The sequence below is a fragment of the Paenibacillus sp. 2RAB27 genome (assembly GCF_052115445.1).
GTDB lineage: Bacteria > Bacillota > Bacilli > Paenibacillales > NBRC-103111 > Paenibacillus_E.
This window is the reverse complement of the sequence record NZ_JBFRGR010000002.1, coordinates 253,965-274,212: the sequence shown is the minus strand read 5'-3', so window position 1 is coordinate 274,212 and position 20,248 is coordinate 253,965. Positions and strand designations below refer to the sequence as shown.

General features: G+C 44.8%; 13 protein-coding genes and 1 pseudogene. 11 read left to right on the top strand and 3 right to left on the bottom strand.

Annotated elements, in window-relative coordinates:
• Window positions 1-8: 8 nt before the first annotated feature.
• Window positions 9-833: an AraC family transcriptional regulator gene (locus tag AB4114_RS03965; RefSeq protein WP_441987246.1), complete on the bottom strand. Its 825-nt coding sequence runs from the start codon at window positions 831-833 to the stop codon at window positions 9-11.
• 129 nt (window positions 834-962) lie between these two features.
• Between AB4114_RS03965 and AB4114_RS03960 the strand changes: the two genes are divergently transcribed.
• Both AB4114_RS03960 and AB4114_RS03955 read left to right on the top strand, forming a co-directional pair.
• Window positions 963-1,787, top strand: a complete 825-nt coding sequence (locus tag AB4114_RS03960) for a phytanoyl-CoA dioxygenase family protein (protein WP_441987245.1) — start codon at window positions 963-965, stop codon at window positions 1,785-1,787.
• Between the two features lie 617 nt (window positions 1,788-2,404).
• Complete coding sequence (locus AB4114_RS03955) at window positions 2,405-3,568, top strand: serine hydrolase domain-containing protein (protein ID WP_441987244.1); 1,164 nt, start codon at window positions 2,405-2,407, stop codon at window positions 3,566-3,568.
• Between the two features lie 268 nt (window positions 3,569-3,836).
• Here AB4114_RS03955 and AB4114_RS03950 read toward each other — a convergent pair whose 3' ends face one another.
• Both AB4114_RS03950 and AB4114_RS03945 read right to left on the bottom strand, forming a co-directional pair.
• Complete coding sequence (locus AB4114_RS03950) at window positions 3,837-4,523, bottom strand: response regulator transcription factor (RefSeq protein ID WP_441987243.1); 687 nt, start codon at window positions 4,521-4,523, stop codon at window positions 3,837-3,839.
• Between the two features lie 35 nt (window positions 4,524-4,558).
• Window positions 4,559-6,034 (bottom strand): sensor histidine kinase, encoded by a 1,476-nt coding sequence (locus AB4114_RS03945; protein ID WP_441987242.1) that lies wholly within the window; start codon window positions 6,032-6,034, stop codon window positions 4,559-4,561.
• A 128-nt stretch (window positions 6,035-6,162) separates the two neighbouring features.
• Between AB4114_RS03945 and AB4114_RS03940 the strand changes: the two genes are divergently transcribed.
• The 9 genes and pseudogenes from AB4114_RS03940 to AB4114_RS03900 all read left to right on the top strand — a co-directional run.
• The gene (locus AB4114_RS03940; protein ID WP_441987241.1) at window positions 6,163-7,482 is read left to right on the top strand and encodes an ABC transporter substrate-binding protein; all 1,320 of its coding nucleotides are present in this window, start codon (window positions 6,163-6,165) and stop codon (window positions 7,480-7,482) included.
• Between the two features lie 73 nt (window positions 7,483-7,555).
• Complete coding sequence (locus AB4114_RS03935; protein ID WP_441987240.1) at window positions 7,556-8,446, top strand: carbohydrate ABC transporter permease; 891 nt, start codon at window positions 7,556-7,558, stop codon at window positions 8,444-8,446.
• A 34-nt stretch (window positions 8,447-8,480) separates the two neighbouring features.
• A complete protein-coding gene (locus AB4114_RS03930; RefSeq protein ID WP_441987239.1) occupies window positions 8,481-9,359 on the top strand; it encodes a carbohydrate ABC transporter permease in 879 nt (292 codons plus the stop codon).
• Window positions 9,360-9,366: 7 nt separating this feature from the next.
• Window positions 9,367-10,779 carry a sulfatase family protein gene (locus AB4114_RS03925; RefSeq protein ID WP_441987238.1) on the top strand — a complete coding sequence of 471 codons (1,413 nt, stop codon included), beginning with the start codon at window positions 9,367-9,369 and terminating at the stop codon, window positions 10,777-10,779.
• Between the two features lie 48 nt (window positions 10,780-10,827).
• Window positions 10,828-11,958, top strand: coding sequence for a glycoside hydrolase family 88 protein (locus tag AB4114_RS03920; RefSeq protein WP_441987237.1), 1,131 nt, complete (start codon window positions 10,828-10,830; stop codon window positions 11,956-11,958).
• Between the two features lie 98 nt (window positions 11,959-12,056).
• Entirely contained in the window at window positions 12,057-17,057 is a 5,001-nt protein-coding gene (locus AB4114_RS03915) for a polysaccharide lyase family 8 super-sandwich domain-containing protein (protein ID WP_441987236.1), read from the top strand.
• A gap of 183 nt (window positions 17,058-17,240) precedes the next feature.
• The gene (locus AB4114_RS03910; protein ID WP_441987235.1) at window positions 17,241-18,284 is read left to right on the top strand and encodes an ATP-binding protein; all 1,044 of its coding nucleotides are present in this window, start codon (window positions 17,241-17,243) and stop codon (window positions 18,282-18,284) included.
• A gap of 162 nt (window positions 18,285-18,446) precedes the next feature.
• A complete protein-coding gene (locus tag AB4114_RS03905; RefSeq protein WP_441987234.1) occupies window positions 18,447-18,731 on the top strand; it encodes an oligopeptide/dipeptide ABC transporter ATP-binding protein in 285 nt (94 codons plus the stop codon).
• A gap of 210 nt (window positions 18,732-18,941) precedes the next feature.
• A pseudogene (locus AB4114_RS03900) lies at window positions 18,942-19,895 on the top strand (protein adenylyltransferase SelO family protein); the annotation flags it as partial.
• Window positions 19,896-20,248 lie beyond the last annotated feature (353 nt).

Sequence of the window (20,248 nt, the reverse complement as noted above, 5' to 3'; positions counted from 1 at the left end):
GTGGAGCATTAAGAGTTTTCAGTAGTCATTGTTTTCAGCTTACGATACGTGCTGGGAGATTGTCCGAATGCTTTCTTAAATAGCTTGGAAAAGTGAAACTCATCATAAAAATGCAGCTTGGCTGCAATTTCTTTCAATGATAAGCTAGTGGTTTCGAGAGCAACTCTCGCAGACGCTAGCTTTAGTTTTAGTAGATAATCGGTAGGCGACAGGCCTGTCAGAGTACGGAAGCGGGTGAAAAAGGTCGTCCGTGACCATCCGCTAAGTTGGAGCAGGTCTTCAATTCGAATCTGTTTGTCCAAATTCCGATGGATATAGATGAGGATTTGGTTGAGCTCCGTATGATAGGTATGTCCAACCACGGAATGTTCCCTTGTAAACAGCAACATAATTTCTTGCAAGAGGATGTTGGAAGCATACGCGTGGCCAAGAGGTTGAACAATCAAACTGTCAATCATCCGTTCGCATAATTGTATGGCTTCTGCCATTTTGCCAGTAGAGATAACTTCCCTTATCGGAAGCTTTAGATTTCGGGTCATATTCAGTTGGCTGAAATCTATAAAATAAAACTTCCAATCATTATTCACACATTTGTACATGGCAGGAATGCCGCTCTCCACGAAGAAAAAGGTGTTTTTATCCAGCTCATACGTCCGATTGGCTATTCGTATGCTGCCATTTCCATTATATGTGATAAATAATCCTGGGAATTGAAAGCCCTCTCGTTGTAATACTTCATAGCTATTGTCAGCACGAACCTTCCAGATGGAGTGAAGTACGGGTGTAGGAACGTCGTTCTTTTCTAACTCGTAGGGGATGTTGATAAAAGTCATGGTAGTGACCTCCATTTGATTGATGTTGTACGATTATACATGAAATGATAACGCAAATCCATGGTTAGAACCATCTTTTCCTCCTATACTTAGACTATAAGTAAGAAACAACGAGGAGCGTGGATCCACATGTTAGTGAAGGTAGGCAACCGCGAATTAGAATTGCATGGAGAGCATTTAACTGAACTAAGAAGTTCCAATGATATTATTCATGATATAAGAGCTTTGCGTGAGCGAATGGAGGAGGACGGGTACTTACTTATTCGCGGATTCCATGATCGGGACAAGGTGTTGGAAGCTCGTAAGAGTATCTTGGAGAAGATGGCTCAGATGGGGAAACTAGATCGCGACACACAGCTTGAAGAGGGTGTGATGGCCGATGGCAGCAAAACCATTTTCATGGGGGGCACGAATGAAGATTTGCCTGCACTCTTGAACGTCTTGAATGGCGACCATATTATGCGCTTCTTTGATGAGTTTCTTGGAGACAAATCGTTAACCTATCACTATAAGTGGCTGCGAGCCGTTGGGAAAGGTGATTTTACAGGGGCGCACTATGATATTGTGTATATGGGGAGAGGAACCCAGAATGTCTATACGGTATGGTCCCCGCTGGGAGACGTACCTTATGAGATGGGCGGTCTAGCCATTTGCCTCGGCTCACATCGTTTCGAGAAATTGAAGGCATCCTATGGCTCCAAGGATTCTGATCGTGATGGGGTTAATCACTATACGGACGATCCGCTGTTCATAACGGAGAAATTTGGTGGTAAATGGGCAACGACGGAATTTCAGGCAGGGGATGTGCTCATTTTCGGTATGTTCTTGATGCACTGTTCTCTCGAAAATACGACGAATCAATACCGGATCAGTGTAGATGCGAGGTATCAGTCGATGAACGAGAAGGTAGACGAAAGATGGAGCGGTAAGAAACCGAAGGGCCATTCCAAATAAGGAGATTGCAGCGCCCTCAAGTCTCACATGAGTTTGGTCCGCCAGGCTACATGCCGACAATCCCCTTACGAATGAGCCAGTGAGTGATTTATGGACGACATATCTATGGATGGCTGATCGGCTGCGTGAAACATGCGTGTGATTTAATGGGATGGGAGTTACGTAATTCCCCTGTGCGCCAGATGAATAGATGGATTTTCTCCAGTTAAATAATGGGATTTTCCGAGCAAAAGCAGAATAGATGGAAAACCTGTAGTTAATCGTAACCATTTAACACGATTTGAACAAAAGAGGCAGTTTTACCTACATGTTTTCCAGTTAAATCGAATTTATGAGGGAATTTCTCGTAAATAGCTGTATGTTTTCCAGTTAGTACAACTATCTTACACACTTGCCTCACTAAACTTGCAAACACGTGTTGCGATTAGGTACACCTTTAAAAACAAGATTGAAAACTTAGAATTGTAGCCATAACCAAAAAAAGCTAGAATGAAAAATATGGCAATTATCGAAAGTGTATAGCGATGGTAATAAAGCATTAACAGCTGAGGAAATTTTGTTGTTGTCGAAGTAAGTTGATTTTGGTGGAAAAACGTTCCTAGGAGGGAATAGCAAAAATGAACACAAGTAAACGACTTGAAGAACGATTGACGCCACTTCTTAAAAGTATTATGGAAAAGGGACCGGTGGGCTGCGCCTGTACCGTTGTGCAGCGAGGAGAAGTCATCTACAACGAAACCTTAGGTTATGCGGATTTGGAGAAGAAGAAAGCGATCACGCCAGACTCGATCTATCGGATCTATTCGATGACGAAGGTCATCACTTGCGTAGCGGCACTGATGCTGTATGAGAAAGGGCTTTATCTACTTAACGATCCATTGGAGGACTACCTGCCGGAGTTCAAAAATCAGCAGGTGCACCGAGATAACGAATATGGCACCAAGTCTATCTCTCCTGCAGCGGGTCCGATTCTCATCAAAGATCTGTTCACGATGACCTCAGGACTTACCTACGGTGGAGACGGCACGGAGACCGAACGGAAAACCCGCATCATCATGGAGAACGAGAATGCGACAGAGGATATGCGGTCTTTGTCCAAAGCATTGGCGTCCGTTCCGCTGGATTTCGATCCTGGCACACGCTGGAAGTATGGTTCAAGTCACGATGTCTTAGCCGCATTGATCGAAGTTCTGTCTGGACAAACACTCGGAGAGTTTCTGCAGAAGGAAATTTTTGATCCGCTAGGGATGACAGACACATCTTTCCGAATATCGGAGGACAAGCGGGATCGTCTCTGCGCCATCTACGATCGTGCAGAAGACGGCACGCTTAAGCCGACAACAAGGATGGACTCACGTTACCAAGCCGGATGCCGTAATGAAAGCGGCGGAGCTGGCCTGCTTTCGACGATTGGGGATTACAGCCGGTTTGCTCAGCTGCTCGCGAAAGGCGGGGAGTATGAAGGGGTGCGGATTCTTAGTCCGAAGACGATTCAATTGATGGCGACTAATCATTTAAGTCCGCAGCAGCTTAAGGATTATAACTGGCAGCAGTTGCGTGGTTATGGGTATGGTTTAGGCGTCCGTGTCATGAACGATCCTGCAGCCGGTGGCATCAACGGCTCCATTGGTGAATTCGGCTGGGCGGGCCTTGCTGGGTCGTACTTGTTGATTGATCCGAAGGAAGAACTGTCCGTCGTGTACATGCAGCAGATGATTCCAAGCCTTGAGCCCTACATTCATCCCCGATTGCGAGCAGCGATTTATGGGGCATTGGGCTAAAGAGGAAATTCTTGTGGACCCAGCCTCATTGGCTGGGTTCTTTTTTAGATTAAACCTAATAACGGGAGCGCGACACGTTGGTCCATTAAGTCCGTTGTTATCCAACATTGTACTGATGGGTGAGCGCGGTAAGGGACTAGCCGTCCCATCTTAATAGATTTCGCGCTTGCCAGGACTAAAGTGCTGTGAAAGGGAACCACGTTCCGTATCTTCGGCAAGGTCCGGAGATTATAAGAGATATCACGATTCAGTAGGCGCGCGGGTACCCCTAAAGCTTCTTCATAACTTCAAAAATGCGCAAATCATTAATCGTTTGGATAACCATCGTCGAATCGGGCATTTGGAATTTCTTCAGAATAGAATTGATCTGCTTCTTGATCGTTTCATACTCCACACAGCGTTCTTCGGCTATTTGCTTCCGCTTCTTGCCTTCGCATAACAGCCTTAGCACTTGTAATTCACTGGGTGTAAGCTCCGAAATGATATGAATAACATTCAGCAGGGAGCTCTCAACTCGCTTCACACGAACAAATTCTTCGCGTATCTTCTCGGCGATCATCGGGCGGATAGGCGAAGCATTCACGAAGGCGGAGCGCACGGCTTCCATGATCTCGACATCAGCAGCATTTTTGAGCAAATAGTCGGTGATGCCCGTCTGGAAGGCCGCGAAAATAAAGTTCTCGTCCTTGTGAACGGTGAGTACAATAATTTTCATCCGAGGGTATTTTTCGTTAATTAATTTCGCCGCTTGAATACCTGCAAACTGGGATTCCATCTCGATATCCATGAGAATCACATCTGGTTGATGAAGCGCTGCTTGAATTACCGCATCATGTCCCGATGAAGCACGCGCCACACAGGCAAATTCATCATGTTTGGCAAATGTCCTTTCCAGCCTTCTGAGGTGGGCTTCCATGTCATCGGCGATGAGAATACGGATAGGTTGTTGTGTCATTGTGCAGTCCTCCCTTTCGTCAGCTGTCTAATTCTTTAGATAATCGGCAGGAACACCGTAAAGGTCGTTCCAACGTCTTTCTTGCTCTCTACGACAATCTTGCCATCGTGGCCTAGGATGATTTTATGACAGTAGGACAAGCCGATCCCCCAGTTGTTTACCGATGCTTTCGTGGTAAAAAAAGGATCGAAAATCGCCTCCAGATGCTCCTCGGGAACGCCAGGGCCATTATCGGCAATCCGGATAGTCGCCCAGCCGTTCTGCTGACTCCGTTCGACTACAATGCGGCCGTCATCCCGGAACTGCAGGGATTCGCTGGCATTGAGGAGCAGGTTATAGATGGCTTCAGTCAAATGGCTGGAATCTATATAACTAGTAGCGGGTAGTAGGTCAGGCACATAGTCGACTTGGCAACCAATAGCTTGTTCGCTTAACCGAGCAATAGCCTGCCCAACCGGAAGATCGATGGACATCGGCTGGAGATTCAGGTTCATATTTTTCAACTTGTCTGCGGCTTCGTTAATACTGGTGAGTGCCGACTGCGACGATTGTAAGATCAGGTCAAGACTATATACGGATTCGCTGTCCGCCTGATGGCGTTCTTTCAGATAGGTCGCTTCGGACTGTATGCCGATCAGATGATTTTTGAGGGCATGTGTAAAAGCACGCGTTCCGAGCGTAGCCGTGTCGATGCTTTTATTGATTTGAATATCGCGGTTTTTGCGGTAATTCTCAATCGAGTTAAATTTGTACACCAGGTAAATCATCAAGATTAGTGTTAAATAAATGGCAAAAGGAAATACAGGTAGTAAGATCGACTGATAGCCAAGGGGTGGCTGCAGATAGTTGAAATATCCTTTCAAATACGTTTCCTTGACCAATACTTTCGGGGCCCATGAGAAAATAAATAAATGGATCACAACGAGCGGAATAAAGAGTAGAACATGATACAATGTTAAGTTTTTGATAAACCTAATTTTCGGATAATTCAAATAATAGTTGATGAGCACGCCAAAAGCAACAAAAAGTATGAGGTAACGAAGGCTCATTAAGACATTTTCGATCGTGTTCAAGACCAGCAGGCTGTTGATCCAATGGCTGAGTACAAGATGAAAAGCGGGATCATAATAAGCCGTCTCGATGATAAAAAAGAGTGAGATGCCGCCATAAACGAACCGCTGCTTTGAAAGGCTAAGACTGCGGGTGAAGGCGATGGCAAAGCCAAGCAGCGAGCAGTAGAATAGTCCTACGCCGACGTTCAGCATGCGAATGAGCCAATTGGGGTTAAATTTGGTCAGAACCAAGTAATTCCATGTGCCAGGGCTGAAATCAAAGAAACTGTGAATGACATTGAAGTAGTAATTAAATTTACTTAGGTATAACGTGAACGATACGAATGAAAGTACCCAACCGATAATAATGCCGTACATGAAGCGGGTTGACGCATGGTTTAGTTTTTTGTATGTGAATAAAATGGTGAAAATAAGCAGGACTAACGTAACGAACAGCATGGGGTCACTTCCTTCTCAGCAGCCAAAGGGGGGAATAAAACATTCACCTGTCAGACTCCTTGGCATCTACGTATAATTCAAATTAAGAAAACGCAAACAAATCATATCAAAAAAAGGGTGAGTGTCCAATGAAAAAAAGTTTGAAGCTTGGTGTGACTGGCACATTGTTGATGGGATTGCTGGCAGGATGCGGCTCTGCTGGGACAACGACGGGAGATAAAAATACAACTTCCCCGGATGCGAAAGCAGCACAAGTCAATTTGAAAGCAACTGTACTTACGGATGATTTGGAAACGTTTAAAACGGCTTATGCCGACTTTAGCAAAGAGAATCCGAATATTCAAGTGCAATTCGAAACGATTCCACAAGCGCAGTATTACGAAAAGCTTCGCATGCAGCTCTCCACCGGGGAGGATATCGATGTGTTCGGCGGTAACATGGATGTTTTCTTGGACACAGGAATTTTAGAGCCTTTAGACGATTATGTAAAGAAAGCAGGTATTGACGTATCTGGCTATGGTCCGCTCTACGATTCGTTAAAAGTAAACGATAAGGTATTCGGACTTCCTTACCGTAAATCCAACTGGATGCTGTTCTATAACAAAACGTTATTCGATCAAGCAGGCGTCGCCTATCCGAAAACAGATATGACATGGAATGAATTCCGTGAATTGGCGAAGAAAATGACGAAAGGTGAGGGCGCTAACAAAATTTATGGCGCATTTTTACATCCATGGGCACAAACGTGGTATATGCAAGGCGTTCAAACTGGTGCTTCGATCATCGATAAAGACTTATCGGCGTTCAAGAAAGGTCTTCAATTCCGGATGGATATGGAAAAAGACGGCTCCATCATGGGCTGGGCAGAGCAAATTACAACTTCTGCTCATTATAATTCCGCATTCCAGAAGGGCAATGTGGCGATGAATCTGATCGGCGATTGGCATGTGGCGCAGCTCAGACAAGCAGAAGCTGAGAAGAAAATCAGCTTTGATTGGGACGTTGTTCCGGTTCCGCATCCGGATGGCGTTGCTGCCAATACAAGCTTGGCCACGCCAGTATCCTTGATGGTGAATAAAAACTCTAAGCACAAAGAAGAAGCGTTTAAAGTGGTTCAATTCATGACCGGAGTAAAGGGTGCAAAGCAATTTGCAGCAAAAGGCTTCCTAACAGGCTTTATCAATGATGAAATTCGCAAGACCTATATTGGCGACGGCAGCTTGAAGCCTAAAAACATCCATTACTTCGTTGAACAGAAGGAATATCCGGAATATCCGCTGCTTCCTGGTGTGAAAAACATCTTGGTGGGTAACGTCTACAAGCAAGAAGGTGAAATGGCCTTAACTGGCGCTCAAACCGTCGATCAAGCGATTCAAAAGATCGGTCAGCGTGTTGCTTCTGAATGGGCAGATAAATATGCCAAGGATTACAAAGCAGGCAAGAAATAAGTCATAGAACAGAAACAGTCGGGCTTCGCCGAATGAAGGTGGAGCTCGATTGCTTCAATAGGGGTGAAGTACTATGAAAGTTAAAAGCAAAGCATTACGACGTAATCGGTTGACAGGGTATACATTTTTGCTTCCCAATATACTTGGATTTTTAATTTTCATTTGCTTGCCAGTGTGTGCTTCCTTCCTTATGAGCTTTACAGAATGGAATGGGTTTGGCGAAATTAAATGGGCTGGCATATCGAATTATACACACTTATGGCGTGATGAAACATTCCGTATCTCACTGCTCAACAGCTTAATTATGACAGCTGTTTCCGTCCCGGTTACATTGTTCCTTGCAATTTTGGCAGCAGTCGCCCTCAATAAAGGGTTGAGAGGCGTTAAAATATTCCGAACGGCGATTTTCCTGCCGCACATTACTGCAACGATTGCCGTCGCGGTCGTTTGGCAGTTGCTTTATAACCCGACCATGGGTCCCATTAACGGGGTTCTTAGAAGCATCGGGATCGATAATCCGCCTATGTGGCTGGCTTCGACACAATGGGCTCTGGTCTCCGTGATTATCGTCAGTATCTGGCATTCCATCGGTTACTACATGGTACTTTACTTGGCAGGCTTGCAGGGGATTCCTAAGGATCTGTATGAAGCAGCTGAAATCGATGGTGCAGGCAAAGTCGCACAATTCCGCAAAATTACAGTGCCAATGTTGTCGCCTGTCATTTTCTTTACGGTGATTATGGGGATCATCAATTCATTCAAAGTGTTTGATCTTGTGTTCGTTTTGACCAAAGGAGGACCAGGTCGTTCAACGCACATGCTGGTTTATGACATTTATTACACGGCCTTCCAACGCTTTGAATACGGCTATGCCTCGGCGATGGCTTACGTGTTATTCACGATTATTCTCATTATTACGTTGATTCAATTTAGAGGACAGAAACGTTGGGTGAACTATTCCTAACGAGCGGATTGCTTTAGAGAAAGGAGAAGCCAGCATGAGTATGCAATTAGAATCAAGTCAGTTAACCATGAGGCTGTCGAAGCGTCCACAGCTTGGCGCAGTAGTGAGAAAAACAGTGTTATATCTCGTTGTTATCGCTGTTGCCTTGTCCATGGTTGTTCCTTTCCTTTGGATGCTTTCCGCATCCGTGAAGTCGGAGGCAGAAATATTCAGCTTCCCAATTCAGTGGATACCTAGCCACTTTTACTGGTCAAATTATAGCAAAGTATGGACGGAGCTTCCTTTCTTCACCTATTACTTGAATACGATCAAAATTGCCGTGCTTACCACGTTGCTGCAAATTATCACATGTTCCACGGCTGCGTATGCGTTTGCCAAAGTGAAATTTCCTGAACGGGATAAATTGTTCTTCTTATATGTAGCGACGATGATGGTACCGTATCAGGTCATGATGATTCCTCAATTTATGTTAATGAAGAAAATCGGGCTCATCGATTCGCATTGGGCGCTGATTCTTCTAGGAGCTTTTAGTCCATTCGGTGTGTTCTTGTTCAGACAGTTCTTCATGGCCATTCCGGAAGAACTCTCAGAAGCGGCCAGAATTGACGGACTAAGCGAGTTCGGCATTTATTCACGGGTCATTCTACCCTTGATTCGACCGGCGATTGCCAGCTTAACGATTTTTACCTTCATGCATGCGTGGAACGACTTCCTCGGGCCTTTAATCTACTTGAATTCGGATAGCTTATTTACGCTCCAGCTCGGTATGCAGCATTTCCAATCGGAGCATGCGACGGAGTATGGGCCGTTGATGGCAGCAGCGGTATGCGCCATTATTCCAACCATTCTGATATACTTTATGGCCCAAGACCATTTCGTCGAAGGGATTTCCGCAGGCGCGGTTAAAGGGTGAGCCCCACATGAAGCCTAATATCATTTATATTTTTGCAGATCAATGGCGAAAGCAAGCTGTTGGTTTTACTGGCGAAGATCCGGTAATCACACCGAATATCGACAAGTTCGCACAGGAGAGCCTGGTATTTAACCATGCGCTCTCTTGTACGCCATTATGCTCGCCGCACAGGGCAGCGCTCATGACAGGTAAGTATCCGCAATCGACGGGGGTTTATACGAACTGTAAAATCGGTGCGGACGTCATGCTGAGTCCCGATGAGGTAGGTGTCGGAGATGCGCTGAAGGCTGCGGGGTATCAGACTGGTTATATCGGTAAATGGCATTTGGATTTACCTGAGCAGAATAGGTGTCCAGAGCCTGAATCTGGTGCGCGTGAGTGGGATGCTTATACACCGCCAGGGCCCAAACGACACGGCTTTGATTTCTGGTATTCGTACGGTGCGTATGATCATCATCTGAAACCGCATTATTGGAAAGACACGCCGGAGATGATTCAAGTCGACCAATGGTCATTGGAGCATGAGACCGATGTGGCGTTGGACTTTATTCGGGCCAAAGGCATGGGAAAAAACGTAGAGCCGTTTGCGTTATTTGTCTCTTGGAATCCGCCGCATAGTCCCTTCGAACTTGTACCTGAACGCTACAAGGAGCTCTATCGTGGACGGGAATTGAGCTTGCGTCCGAATGTGAGCTCGGAGCAGCTTGCAGCGCATACAGGTGAGCCTTTTGAGAGCGGGGATGAAGCGCTGCACAGGTACACCCGTGACTATTTCGCTGCTGTGTCTGGGATGGATGAGCAGTTCGGCCGAATTTATAGGGAAATTCAAGATCTTGGACTTGCTGAGAACACGCTGATCGTGCTCTCGTCGGATCACGGTGAGCTAATGGGCTCCCACGGCCTTATGGCCAAGCATTCCTGGCATGAGGAATCCATTGCGATCCCTTGTTTGATGAGCTGGAGAGGCACGATTGGGCAGGGCAGCACGGATATGCTTTTTAACAGTGTGGATATTATGCCTACGTTACTCGGGCTTGCTGGGATCCCGGTGCCTACGTCAGTTGAAGGACTTGATCTGTCCGGTGATCTGCTTGGAACGAGCCATTCTGACATTTCTTCTGCCTTCATCTGTGCCTTCCCTGGAAGGAAGGATGCAATTGAACTCTTCGCTTCCGCTGGCTTAGACAATCGGAGATTTGGCTGGCGGGGAATCCGCACAAGCAAGTACACCTATGTCGTGCATAGAGGGTATGCGCCTGGCGCAGAAGTGCAGCGTTTATTTTATGAACATGAAAAGGACCCTTATCAACTCAACCCTGCCCTATTTAGCGAGCGGCCACAGACGGAGCTTCTGATGTCACTAGAGGAAGAACTGCAAAGCTGGTTAGATCGTACGAATGATAAGTTTGAACTGGGATGAGGGTTGACATAACGAAGAGGGAACGGGCAAACAGAGAGGATGACAGGGATGTGGCGTGAAGCAATTGAAGATGCAATCGGCAAAATTCGCCGGAACTTGGAGCAGCATCCAGGCACTTTTCCGCATATTACCAATGAGAAGCGGTATGCCTGGTCTGCGAATGAAGATTGGATTGAAGGGTTTCATACAGGTCTTACTTGGCTGAGCTATGAGTACAGTCATGATACATTCTTCCAAGATCAAGCGAAGCAGCAAGTAGCGGATTTTAAACAGCGGCTGGAAGCGAAAATTTGCTTAGAGCATCACGATATCGGCTTCTTGTACGGACTATCGGCATTAGCCGGATGGATCGTAGAGAAGGACGAGCGTGCTCGTGATCTGGCTCTGCAAGCGGCGGATCATTTGTTAGGTAGATGGCGGGAGCAAGGCGGATTTTTGCAAGCATGGGGTCCGGAAAACGATGAGAAAAATGGCGGACGCATCATTATTGATTGCTTACTGAATTTGCCATTGCTATATTGGGCAACTGAAGTGACGGGGCAACCGAAATATGCGGAAGTTGCCTACAAGCAGGCGGAGCTGTCCAGACGGTATCTGGTGCGGGGCGATGATTCTTCGTATCATACGTTTTATTTTAATAAGGAAACCGGAGATCCGCTGGGCGGAGGCACCCATCAAGGCTATACAGATGGCTCGACTTGGACGCGCGGTCAGGCGTGGGGAATCTACGGATTCGCACTTTCTTTCCGTTACACCAAAGATGCTGCTTTCCTGCAAACGGCTAAACGGTTGTTAACATATTTCCTTGATCATTTACCAGAAGATCATATTGCTTATTGGGATTTCAACGTGCCGATTGAAGCGAATACGAGTCGCGACAGCTCGGCATCGGCCATCACGGCTTGCGGAATGCTGGAACTGCTAGACCTTATTCCGGAAGAAGATGCAGATCGCAGCTGGATCCAGCACGGACTGAATCAAACCATGAATTCCCTTGTGAACTCGTATGCAACCATTGGCGAAGAAGCGGAAGGCTTGCTGAAGCACGGTTCCTATCATGTGAGAGGCAATAACGGCTTGGACGACTATATGATTTGGGGCGATTATTACTATTTGGAAGCCTTAATGCGTATGGAACGCGGAATCCCAGGTTACTGGTACGAACGGAAGACGAAGTAATAGGCGAAGACAACTAGAAGGGCGCACAGTTTATATAATGTACGTTCTTCTTTTTTTGATCAAAGAGTTACTACATTTATCGATCCTGGAGGTCATGTATGGTTCTATCAATCAAGAAATGGTTAGCTAGTGTCATGGTTGTTGCGATATGTTTCTCAATTGGGTTTCCAGGGGGCGGTAGGTTGCCAAGGTCTATGGCTGCTGCTACCGTGCATGTTAGTGTGAATTATGATGAAAGTACAACTGTGAAAGACACAAAGATATACAATGGGACAACGTACAATGGCACGATTGGAGGAGCCTGGGGGACTTATAATTCTGCTGCTAATACAGATTATGTCATGATGACACAAGCTCCATTACGTACGGATTATAGTCTCAAGATGGTTTCCAATGCAACAAACATCAATACGGGAAGAAACAACTTAGGCGGATCCGTAGCAGGAAATACCGGGATTTCGGGTAATCTTGTGTTCGAAGCTTCTGTCTATATGAATAGTACCCAGCATCGCAGGGATATTCAATTCAGAAGTTTAAATGCGCCCGTTCCTGCCTCGGCAACGACGAATGTCTCTGTCATTTCGTTTGATAACACAGGGAAAATAAGGGATGCGAATAATCTAGCGTTGGCCAACTATGAAGCCAATACGTGGTACCGATTGAAACTATTTATTGATAACGCTTCCAGAAAAATTAGTTACTTTGTTAATGATCAACTTCTAGGAGAAGCCTCCCTTCCAGCGGCATGGTTGAATATCAGACATATCTATTTGTATCAATATTTTAAAAGTGGAGTTCTGGGTGAGTGGTATGTGGACGATTTAAAACTCTCGGATTATGTACCCGTCTCAGGTCTAACTACCTCGCTTGATGCACTTGAATTAGCAGAGACGTCCAGTTCCACCATCACGGCAACTACCCTACCAGTAGATGCATCTGATCAACGTTTCTTATGGCATGTGGGCGATCCAACCGTTGCTACCGTCACTTATGGCTTGGTTAGCGCAGTAAAGGAGGGCAACACGACCGTTACGGTAAGCACTTATGGAGGCGCATTCACGAAAACGATTCCGATAACCGTCACCAAACCAGTCCTATTGACCAACATTACCTTACCCAACCAAGCTTCCTTGGTTGAAGGGAAAACCCTTCCGTTACAGGTCACATTCCAACCTGATAACGCGACGAATAAAAAGCTGATTTGGCAATCATCTAATACGAATATTGCAACCGTAGAGACGAATGGAATCGTAACCGGAATTGGTGAAGGCCATGCAACGATTACGGCTACATCGGAATTAAACGATGCGCTTACAAGTCATACAGCGGTAACCGTAACACCGTTTATTCCTCTTACAAGTGTAAGTTTTACGAATGCGCCATTGCAAATGACCAACTATGATACCTTGCAATTGGAAGCTGTCGTTGAGCCAGCTAACGCAACCGATAAGCTGCTTACATGGCAATCTACTAATTCAAGTATTATACGTGTTGATGAGAATGGACTTGCAAGGGCATTGAAAGTAGGCACGGCAACCATCACAGCAACTTCTTCCAATGGTAAGCAAGCATCGGCTACGATTGAAGTTAAGGCTCCCGTGCTGAAGGATCCGCAAGAATACGATAAGCTTAGAATTCGCTGGAAGGAAACGATTACGGGCAAAGACTCTCTAGACGTTACTAATAGTGAGATCAAAAGCAGAATTGATAACAATGCAGCGAAAGCACAATTGTATTGGGATAGTATGCAATTGAATGGTGCCAGTACGACGGTATGGACAGAATTAGTGCCTTCCGCTTCGGATTCAACGTTCGTACTCGATCACTATACACGCTTGAAAGCGATGGCACAGTCATATGCAACGAAGGGAACACAGCTCACGAACAACCCTGCGTTAAAGGCAGATATTCTTCAAGCTATGGATTGGATGCTAGATCATCTATACACGAACACAGGGGTGGAGTTTGGGAATTGGTGGAACTGGGATATCGGTACTCCAACTCGCTTAGCGGATATTCTTATCCTCATGTATGACGATTTGACGCCAGAGCAAATTGCCAGAAATACGGCAAGCATCGATCATTACATTGGAGATGTAAGTTTACCTACTTTTACACAGGTAGGGGCCAATCGTTCAGATATTATGTTGATTGAAACGAGATTGGGTCTTGTTGAGAAAAACTATGATCGTCTTATTCATGCGCGTGATGGACTGACGCCTCTTTTTGATTATGTGACAACGGGCGATGGTTTCTATGAGGATGGTTCATTTATTCAGCATAGCAAAATTGCTTATACAGGTAGTTATGGTGAAGTGCTTATTAATGGGATGGGCAATTTGCTGCTGTTATTGAATGGGAGCACTTGGCAGCCTGTCGTTCCTGAGGTAGAGCATGTTTATCGATGGATTCAAGAAGGATATGCTCCGGTCATGTACAAAGGTCAGATCTTGGATATGACACGTGGACGTGCGATCGTTAGGAAGGGCTTAGATGCCTATGGATCAGGCCAAAATATTTTAATCGGTATGTCCCGTATCGCGCAAACGGCTTCAGAGGACAGGGCTGCCTATTTAAAGAGCTTCATTAAATATCACTTCCAGTTTCTTTTGTCTAGAGGGCTGACATACAGTCAACTTCCTTTTGATTTGGCGGATACGATTAAAGAATGGATGGAAGACCCAGCTATTCAACCTATAGCTGAACTGCCAGAACATTTTGAAATGAACGCGATGGCTCGCAGCATACATGTAGGTGATGGCTATCTATTTGGCGTAAGTAAGAGTTCGAAGCGAATCGCAACCTACGAATTAACGAATGGTGAAAATGCGAAAGGCTGGTATACCGGTGATGGCATGACCTATCTGTACAACAATGATTTATCGCAGTACACGGATAACTATTGGGCAACGCTTAATTGGTATCGTTTACCAGGGACGACCGTCGTTGTTAGACCTAGAACGTCAGACCAGTACCAATATGGCGATGGGGAATCATCTCCTGCGAACGCTTGGGCTGGTGGCGCGGTATTAGGTAAATATGGTGTAACGGGCATGAATTTAATTCAGAATGGCACACAGCTGAAAGCGAATAAGTCGTGGTTTACTTTTGACAACGAAATTATTGCCTTAGGTTCGAATATTACAAGTACAGATAATAAGCGTGTAGAGTCGATCGTAGAACAGCGAAAGCTCTCTGGAAATAATACGAATGAACTTTATGTGAATGGGGAGCCCAAGAATGGATTCTTTGGAGAAGAAACCCTGGAGCATCCTGAATGGGTTCATTTGCAAGGCAATGTGGCAGGTGCCGATATTGGCTACGTCTTCCCGGGTACACAATCACTGAAACTGATGCGTGCGGAACAAGAAGGACGATATTCGGATACAAGCCTGAGCAATCCGCCTGAAACAACGGTACCTACGGAGCTGTTAACAAATAATTATTTGACCATGTGGTTTGATCATGGTTCGAATCCAACCAATGACAGCTATCAATATGCTATCTTGCCTAATGCGAGCAAAAGCGAAACCTCAGCGTATGCTTCGTCTCCGGATTACACGGTTCTGGCTAATTCGCAGGACGTTCAAGCGGTTCGTGAGAACAAGCTGGGCATGACTGGCTTCAATTTCTGGAAGGATAAAATGACTTCCGTTGACGGCTTAACGTCAAATAGCCAAGCATCTGTCATGATGCATGGAAACAAAATTACTGGTGTATACGAGATTTCAGTTGCTGATCCAACGCTGGAGAATAATGGGTTCATTGAAATTGAGTTAGATAAGCCTGCTCAGCACGTGATTAGCAAGGATATTCGCATAGAGATTCAAACGCTAAGCCCTACTTTGAAATTCAAAGTAAATGTACAGGATTCGATGGGAAAATCTCAGCATATCTCCTTGCAAGTGGTGCCTGAACCTGAAGAAGAAACGGGATCTGGCACAACGGATCCGGAGCCAACAGAGCCTAAACCAACAGATTCTAAACCAACGGGGCCAGAACCAACGGAGAAACCAGATACCGTCATTGTGAAAGATGATAAAGCTACTGTAGAAATGGGACGTGACAAGGATACAGTCTCCGTGCCAACGAAGCTGATTCCGAATGTTCCTCTACAAGTTCACGGAGTGACAGCTCAGATTACCGTTCAGCCTGAAGTAGTCAAAGCGCTCAAGGAGAGAGTAATTGGCGTTGGTAGTCAAACAATACTAGATATTACGGCGCGGCCCATTTTAGAGTCTTCCATTTTGCTGGCAGGTGCAACAGATCCTACCGTTCGTATAAATCTAGCAAGTCAAGCGATTGAATTTGCACTACGCATCCGGTCTGTGGATGGTGAAACGTGGTCAGCCAATGAGCTCCATTCCGGAGTTGACATTGTTTTGCCATTTGATCCTGCAGGTAAGGATCCAGCACTGCTTGGTGTATATCATTATGATAAAATGAGCGGGAAATGGGAATACGTAGGTGGAACAATTGATCTCTCGTTTAAATCAGCTACATTCATGCCGGACCAGCCGGGCATTTACACTGTACTGGCGTATGATAAGAAGTTTGATGATATGCCTGAATCACATTGGGCCTCACGAGCTGTGCAAGTATTGTCAGCGAAACATATCATTGAAGGCGTAACGTTGGGTGAATTTAACCCTAATGGGAAAACGACGAGAGCACAATTTACTGCCTTATTGGTTCGTGCCTTGCATTTGAAGAAGCAGGCAACAATGACTTCGGAATTCGAAGATGTTCAGTCAGATGCCTGGTATGCCCAAGATGTTGCTGCAGCAAGCCGAGCCGGTTTGGTCACCGGCGTTACTGAACAGACATTCGATCCGAATGCAGAAATGACACGTGAACAGATGGCGATCTTACTAGTCAGAGCTTATGAGTATAGGAATGGCAACTATACATCAATCAATCGTAAACTTGATGACTATGCAGATCAAAGCGAAATTTCCGCATGGGCATTAGAAGATGTGAATAAAGCGATCGAGCTAGGCATTCTTTCAGGCATCTCGAAAGAGCGCTTCTCTCCTACTTCCACAGTTTTACGTATGGAAACGGCTGAAGCGTTATACAAGTTTCTTGGGAAGCAATAAATCAACAAAAAGAGGTAGCCGTGAGAGCGGCTGCCTCTTTTCTTTGTTCCCAAAAGGTAGATGGACTGTCTGATTTTGTCGATTCAAACAAACCCATAAATTAATGAATGCTTAATAGAGGATTTTGCCAATTGGAGAAGAATACAAACCAAAATCAATAGAATAAATGGGAGACGATTACTTATGAGACTGAAAGAATATGTAATCAATTCCCTAATGAACTTAACCTCTGATGGGATTGTAATTGTTGATTTAAATGGCGTAGTGTTAGAGGTTAATACGAAATTTGAAGAGTTGCACGGGTGGACGAGGGAAGAGGCTATCGGGCAAGTATTGCCGATGACTCCTGATGAGTACAAAGAAGATGCGCTTAGACTATATCAATCATTAATAAACGGCGAGCAAATCAGGGATTTCGAAACTCTAAAACTTAGAAAAGATGGATCTACATTTTATGCGAGTGTAACTGTTTCTCCTGTGAAAGATTCAGATGGGGTGGTCATTGGATTTGTTGGTGTGGAAAGGGATATTAGCGAAAAGAAGAAAGCGGAAGAAACGATGATTAGGTCTGAAAAATTAGCTTTGATTGGTCAACTGGCTGCTGGTATCGCACATGATATTCGAAATCCATTGACTTCCTTGAAAGGGTTTGTACAATTACTTAAGTATAAAAATACAGACTATGTTGACGTTATGATGGAAGAACTTGAACATATCAATTATGTTGTCAATGAATTTATGATGCTAGCCAAGCCACATCTAAGTCATTACATAGAAAGCAGGGTAATTGAGCTTGTTCAGAGTATCATTAGTTTCTTGCAACCGCATGCGCTTCTGTATAATGTTCAAATACAATTAGAAATGGATCCAGAAATACCTGTCATAACTTGTATACCTGACCAAATCAAACAAGTATTAATTAATGTCTTGAAGAATGCGATAGAGTCTATGGAAAGTGGGGGGGAGATACAAATAACGTGCAGAAATCGATTGAATCAAGACTTGATTATTTGTGTTAAAGATCAAGGTATAGGCATTTCTGCAGAAAAACTAGCCCAGTTAGGTGAGCCATTTTTCACAACAAAGGCGAATGGAACCGGTTTAGGACTCATGGTTTGTAAGCGAATTGTGGAAGCGCATGGTGGTAAATTGTCTATTCTGAGCCTAATTAATCAGGGGACTACCGTTGAAATAGCACTGCCTATTAACTCAAGATATCATATATAAACAAATATTTTTAGCATGGGTTGACAATAGTGGAGAACAATGATAGTTTAAAACTTATAAAACACATTAGATTAATCGGAATTATAAACTGACTGGTCATCCGGAAGCATGGATCATTGAATCCATGCTTTTTTTTATTCTTTGAAACTTACAAGCGGTGTGATGTACTTGGGGAAACTGGTTGAAATCGCACCTAGCGAGGAGCTGTTTCTCCATCCTTCCCATCCTTACACGAAGGGTTTGCTTTCTTCTATACCATCGATGGATCCCTCGCAAAAAAGAGCGTGGATCGAGATCGAAGGGGAAACCCCTTCTCCTGCGAATCCCCCGTCTGGCTGTAGATTTCACACGCGCTGCCCAGCGGCAACCGCAACGTGTAAAGAAGTGCAGCCCGACTTATTGCAAATCAGGGAAGGGCACTGGACGGCCTGCCATTCCCCTTTGTAAATCGAAGTAGTAAAGCTGCATGAGAAGGAGACATGATGTCAGACAAACAAGCAAAGAAAGATGCAGGATGGAACTTCGACAACAGCTATTCGCGGTTGCCTAGTTTCTTTTATACCAAGATGAATCCAACTCCTGTAAGCTCTCCGAAGTTAGTTATACTGAATGCTCCATTGGGAGCAACCTTGGGGTTGGATGAGGATGTGTTGCGAAGGTGCGATTCTAACCCGTGTCGCCGCCAGTCATATTCGCTTTGCAAATTTTCAATATGCTTCGGAATTTGTCACGGTGGATGAGCTCCGAGCGCTTGCTGATTACACGTTAGCCAGACATTTCCGAGAGGCTGATGGTGCTGAGAACCGCTATCTAGCGCTGCTTCAAGAAGTGTTTAAGCGCCAAGCACAATTAATTGCCAAATGGCAGTTCGTTGGTTTTGTTCACGGAGTAATGAACACAGATAACATAGCGGTCATTGGAGAAACCATTGATTATGGTCCTTGTGCCTTTTTAGAAGCCTATGATCCAGAGACGGTATTCAGCACCAGTGACACGGAGGGCCGCTATGCCTTTGGTAAACAGCCGGAAATGGCTGCTTGGAATCTCACTATATTTACTGAAACACTTTTACCCTTACTGCATGAAGATGAAAAGCAGGGTGCCCAACTGATCGCGGATGAGATTGCACACTTTTCCGAGCAATACCACGCTAATTGGCTAACGGGCATGAGATCCAAATTGGGGATATTTAAAGAAGAAATAGAGGATGAATCACTAATTGAAGGAATTCTCCATTTGATGAAAATGTATCGTGCGGATTACACGAATACATTTCGTGCTTTAACTTTGGATCTGCCTGAGGATACGTTTATGAATGACAAATTCGATTTCAGGCAGAAGTATGAACGATGGCAGGCTAGTTTAAGTAGTCAACATGAAACGAAAGCTGACTCGCATCTATTAATGAGGAAACATAAACCAGTAATCATCCCGCGTAACCATCGGGTAGAAGAAGCTTTAACATCCGCGGTCAATCAAGGAGACTACACGGTGATGGAGCGGCTGTTGGAGGTTCTTTCAAACCCCTTCGCATATTCACCTGAACAGGTTGATTATGTCAGTCCAGCTGATTTAACTGCCTGTCCTTACCGTACTTTTTGCAGTACTTGAGAATGAACTATATATTGCATCTTAATCTTATTAGTTAAAAATGAATGTAGGGCCTTACGATTTATCGTAAGGCTTTTTAGCAATATTGTTGCCTTTCATTTTCCTGTAATGTTCCTTCAAGAACGTGTATGTTACTATTGGAGAAACGACCATAACATACCGAAGGGAAATACTTATGGCCCAGCCAATGACTTTTGGTATAGCATTTTGAATTACAACACCTTTCTTTGTTGGCTTGGTTGCTCGAAAATTACATGATACCAAACAAGAAGGGTGTTTTCTGTTAAGTTGGCCATCCACAACAATTCGTTCATCTTATTATAGAGTTCTTCCTCGTTTAAGATGTATAATGG

What these genes read in the sequence shown, in the direction of transcription:
- AB4114_RS03965 (WP_441987246.1), bottom strand. Translation starts at nt 833, where the DNA reads ATGACTTTTATCAACATCCCCTACGAGTTAGAAAAGAACGACGTTCCT.
- AB4114_RS03960 (WP_441987245.1), top strand. Translation starts at nt 963, where the DNA reads ATGTTAGTGAAGGTAGGCAACCGCGAATTAGAATTGCATGGAGAGCAT.
- AB4114_RS03955 (WP_441987244.1), top strand. Translation starts at nt 2,405, where the DNA reads ATGAACACAAGTAAACGACTTGAAGAACGATTGACGCCACTTCTTAAA.
- AB4114_RS03950 (WP_441987243.1), bottom strand. Translation starts at nt 4,523, where the DNA reads ATGACACAACAACCTATCCGTATTCTCATCGCCGATGACATGGAAGCC.
- AB4114_RS03945 (WP_441987242.1), bottom strand. Translation starts at nt 6,034, where the DNA reads ATGCTGTTCGTTACGTTAGTCCTGCTTATTTTCACCATTTTATTCACA.
- AB4114_RS03940 (WP_441987241.1), top strand. Translation starts at nt 6,163, where the DNA reads ATGAAAAAAAGTTTGAAGCTTGGTGTGACTGGCACATTGTTGATGGGA.
- AB4114_RS03935 (WP_441987240.1), top strand. Translation starts at nt 7,556, where the DNA reads ATGAAAGTTAAAAGCAAAGCATTACGACGTAATCGGTTGACAGGGTAT.
- AB4114_RS03930 (WP_441987239.1), top strand. Translation starts at nt 8,481, where the DNA reads ATGAGTATGCAATTAGAATCAAGTCAGTTAACCATGAGGCTGTCGAAG.
- AB4114_RS03925 (WP_441987238.1), top strand. Translation starts at nt 9,367, where the DNA reads ATGAAGCCTAATATCATTTATATTTTTGCAGATCAATGGCGAAAGCAA.
- AB4114_RS03920 (WP_441987237.1), top strand. Translation starts at nt 10,828, where the DNA reads ATGTGGCGTGAAGCAATTGAAGATGCAATCGGCAAAATTCGCCGGAAC.
- AB4114_RS03915 (WP_441987236.1), top strand. Translation starts at nt 12,057, where the DNA reads ATGGTTCTATCAATCAAGAAATGGTTAGCTAGTGTCATGGTTGTTGCG.
- AB4114_RS03910 (WP_441987235.1), top strand. Translation starts at nt 17,241, where the DNA reads ATGAGACTGAAAGAATATGTAATCAATTCCCTAATGAACTTAACCTCT.
- AB4114_RS03905 (WP_441987234.1), top strand. Translation starts at nt 18,447, where the DNA reads ATGTACTTGGGGAAACTGGTTGAAATCGCACCTAGCGAGGAGCTGTTT.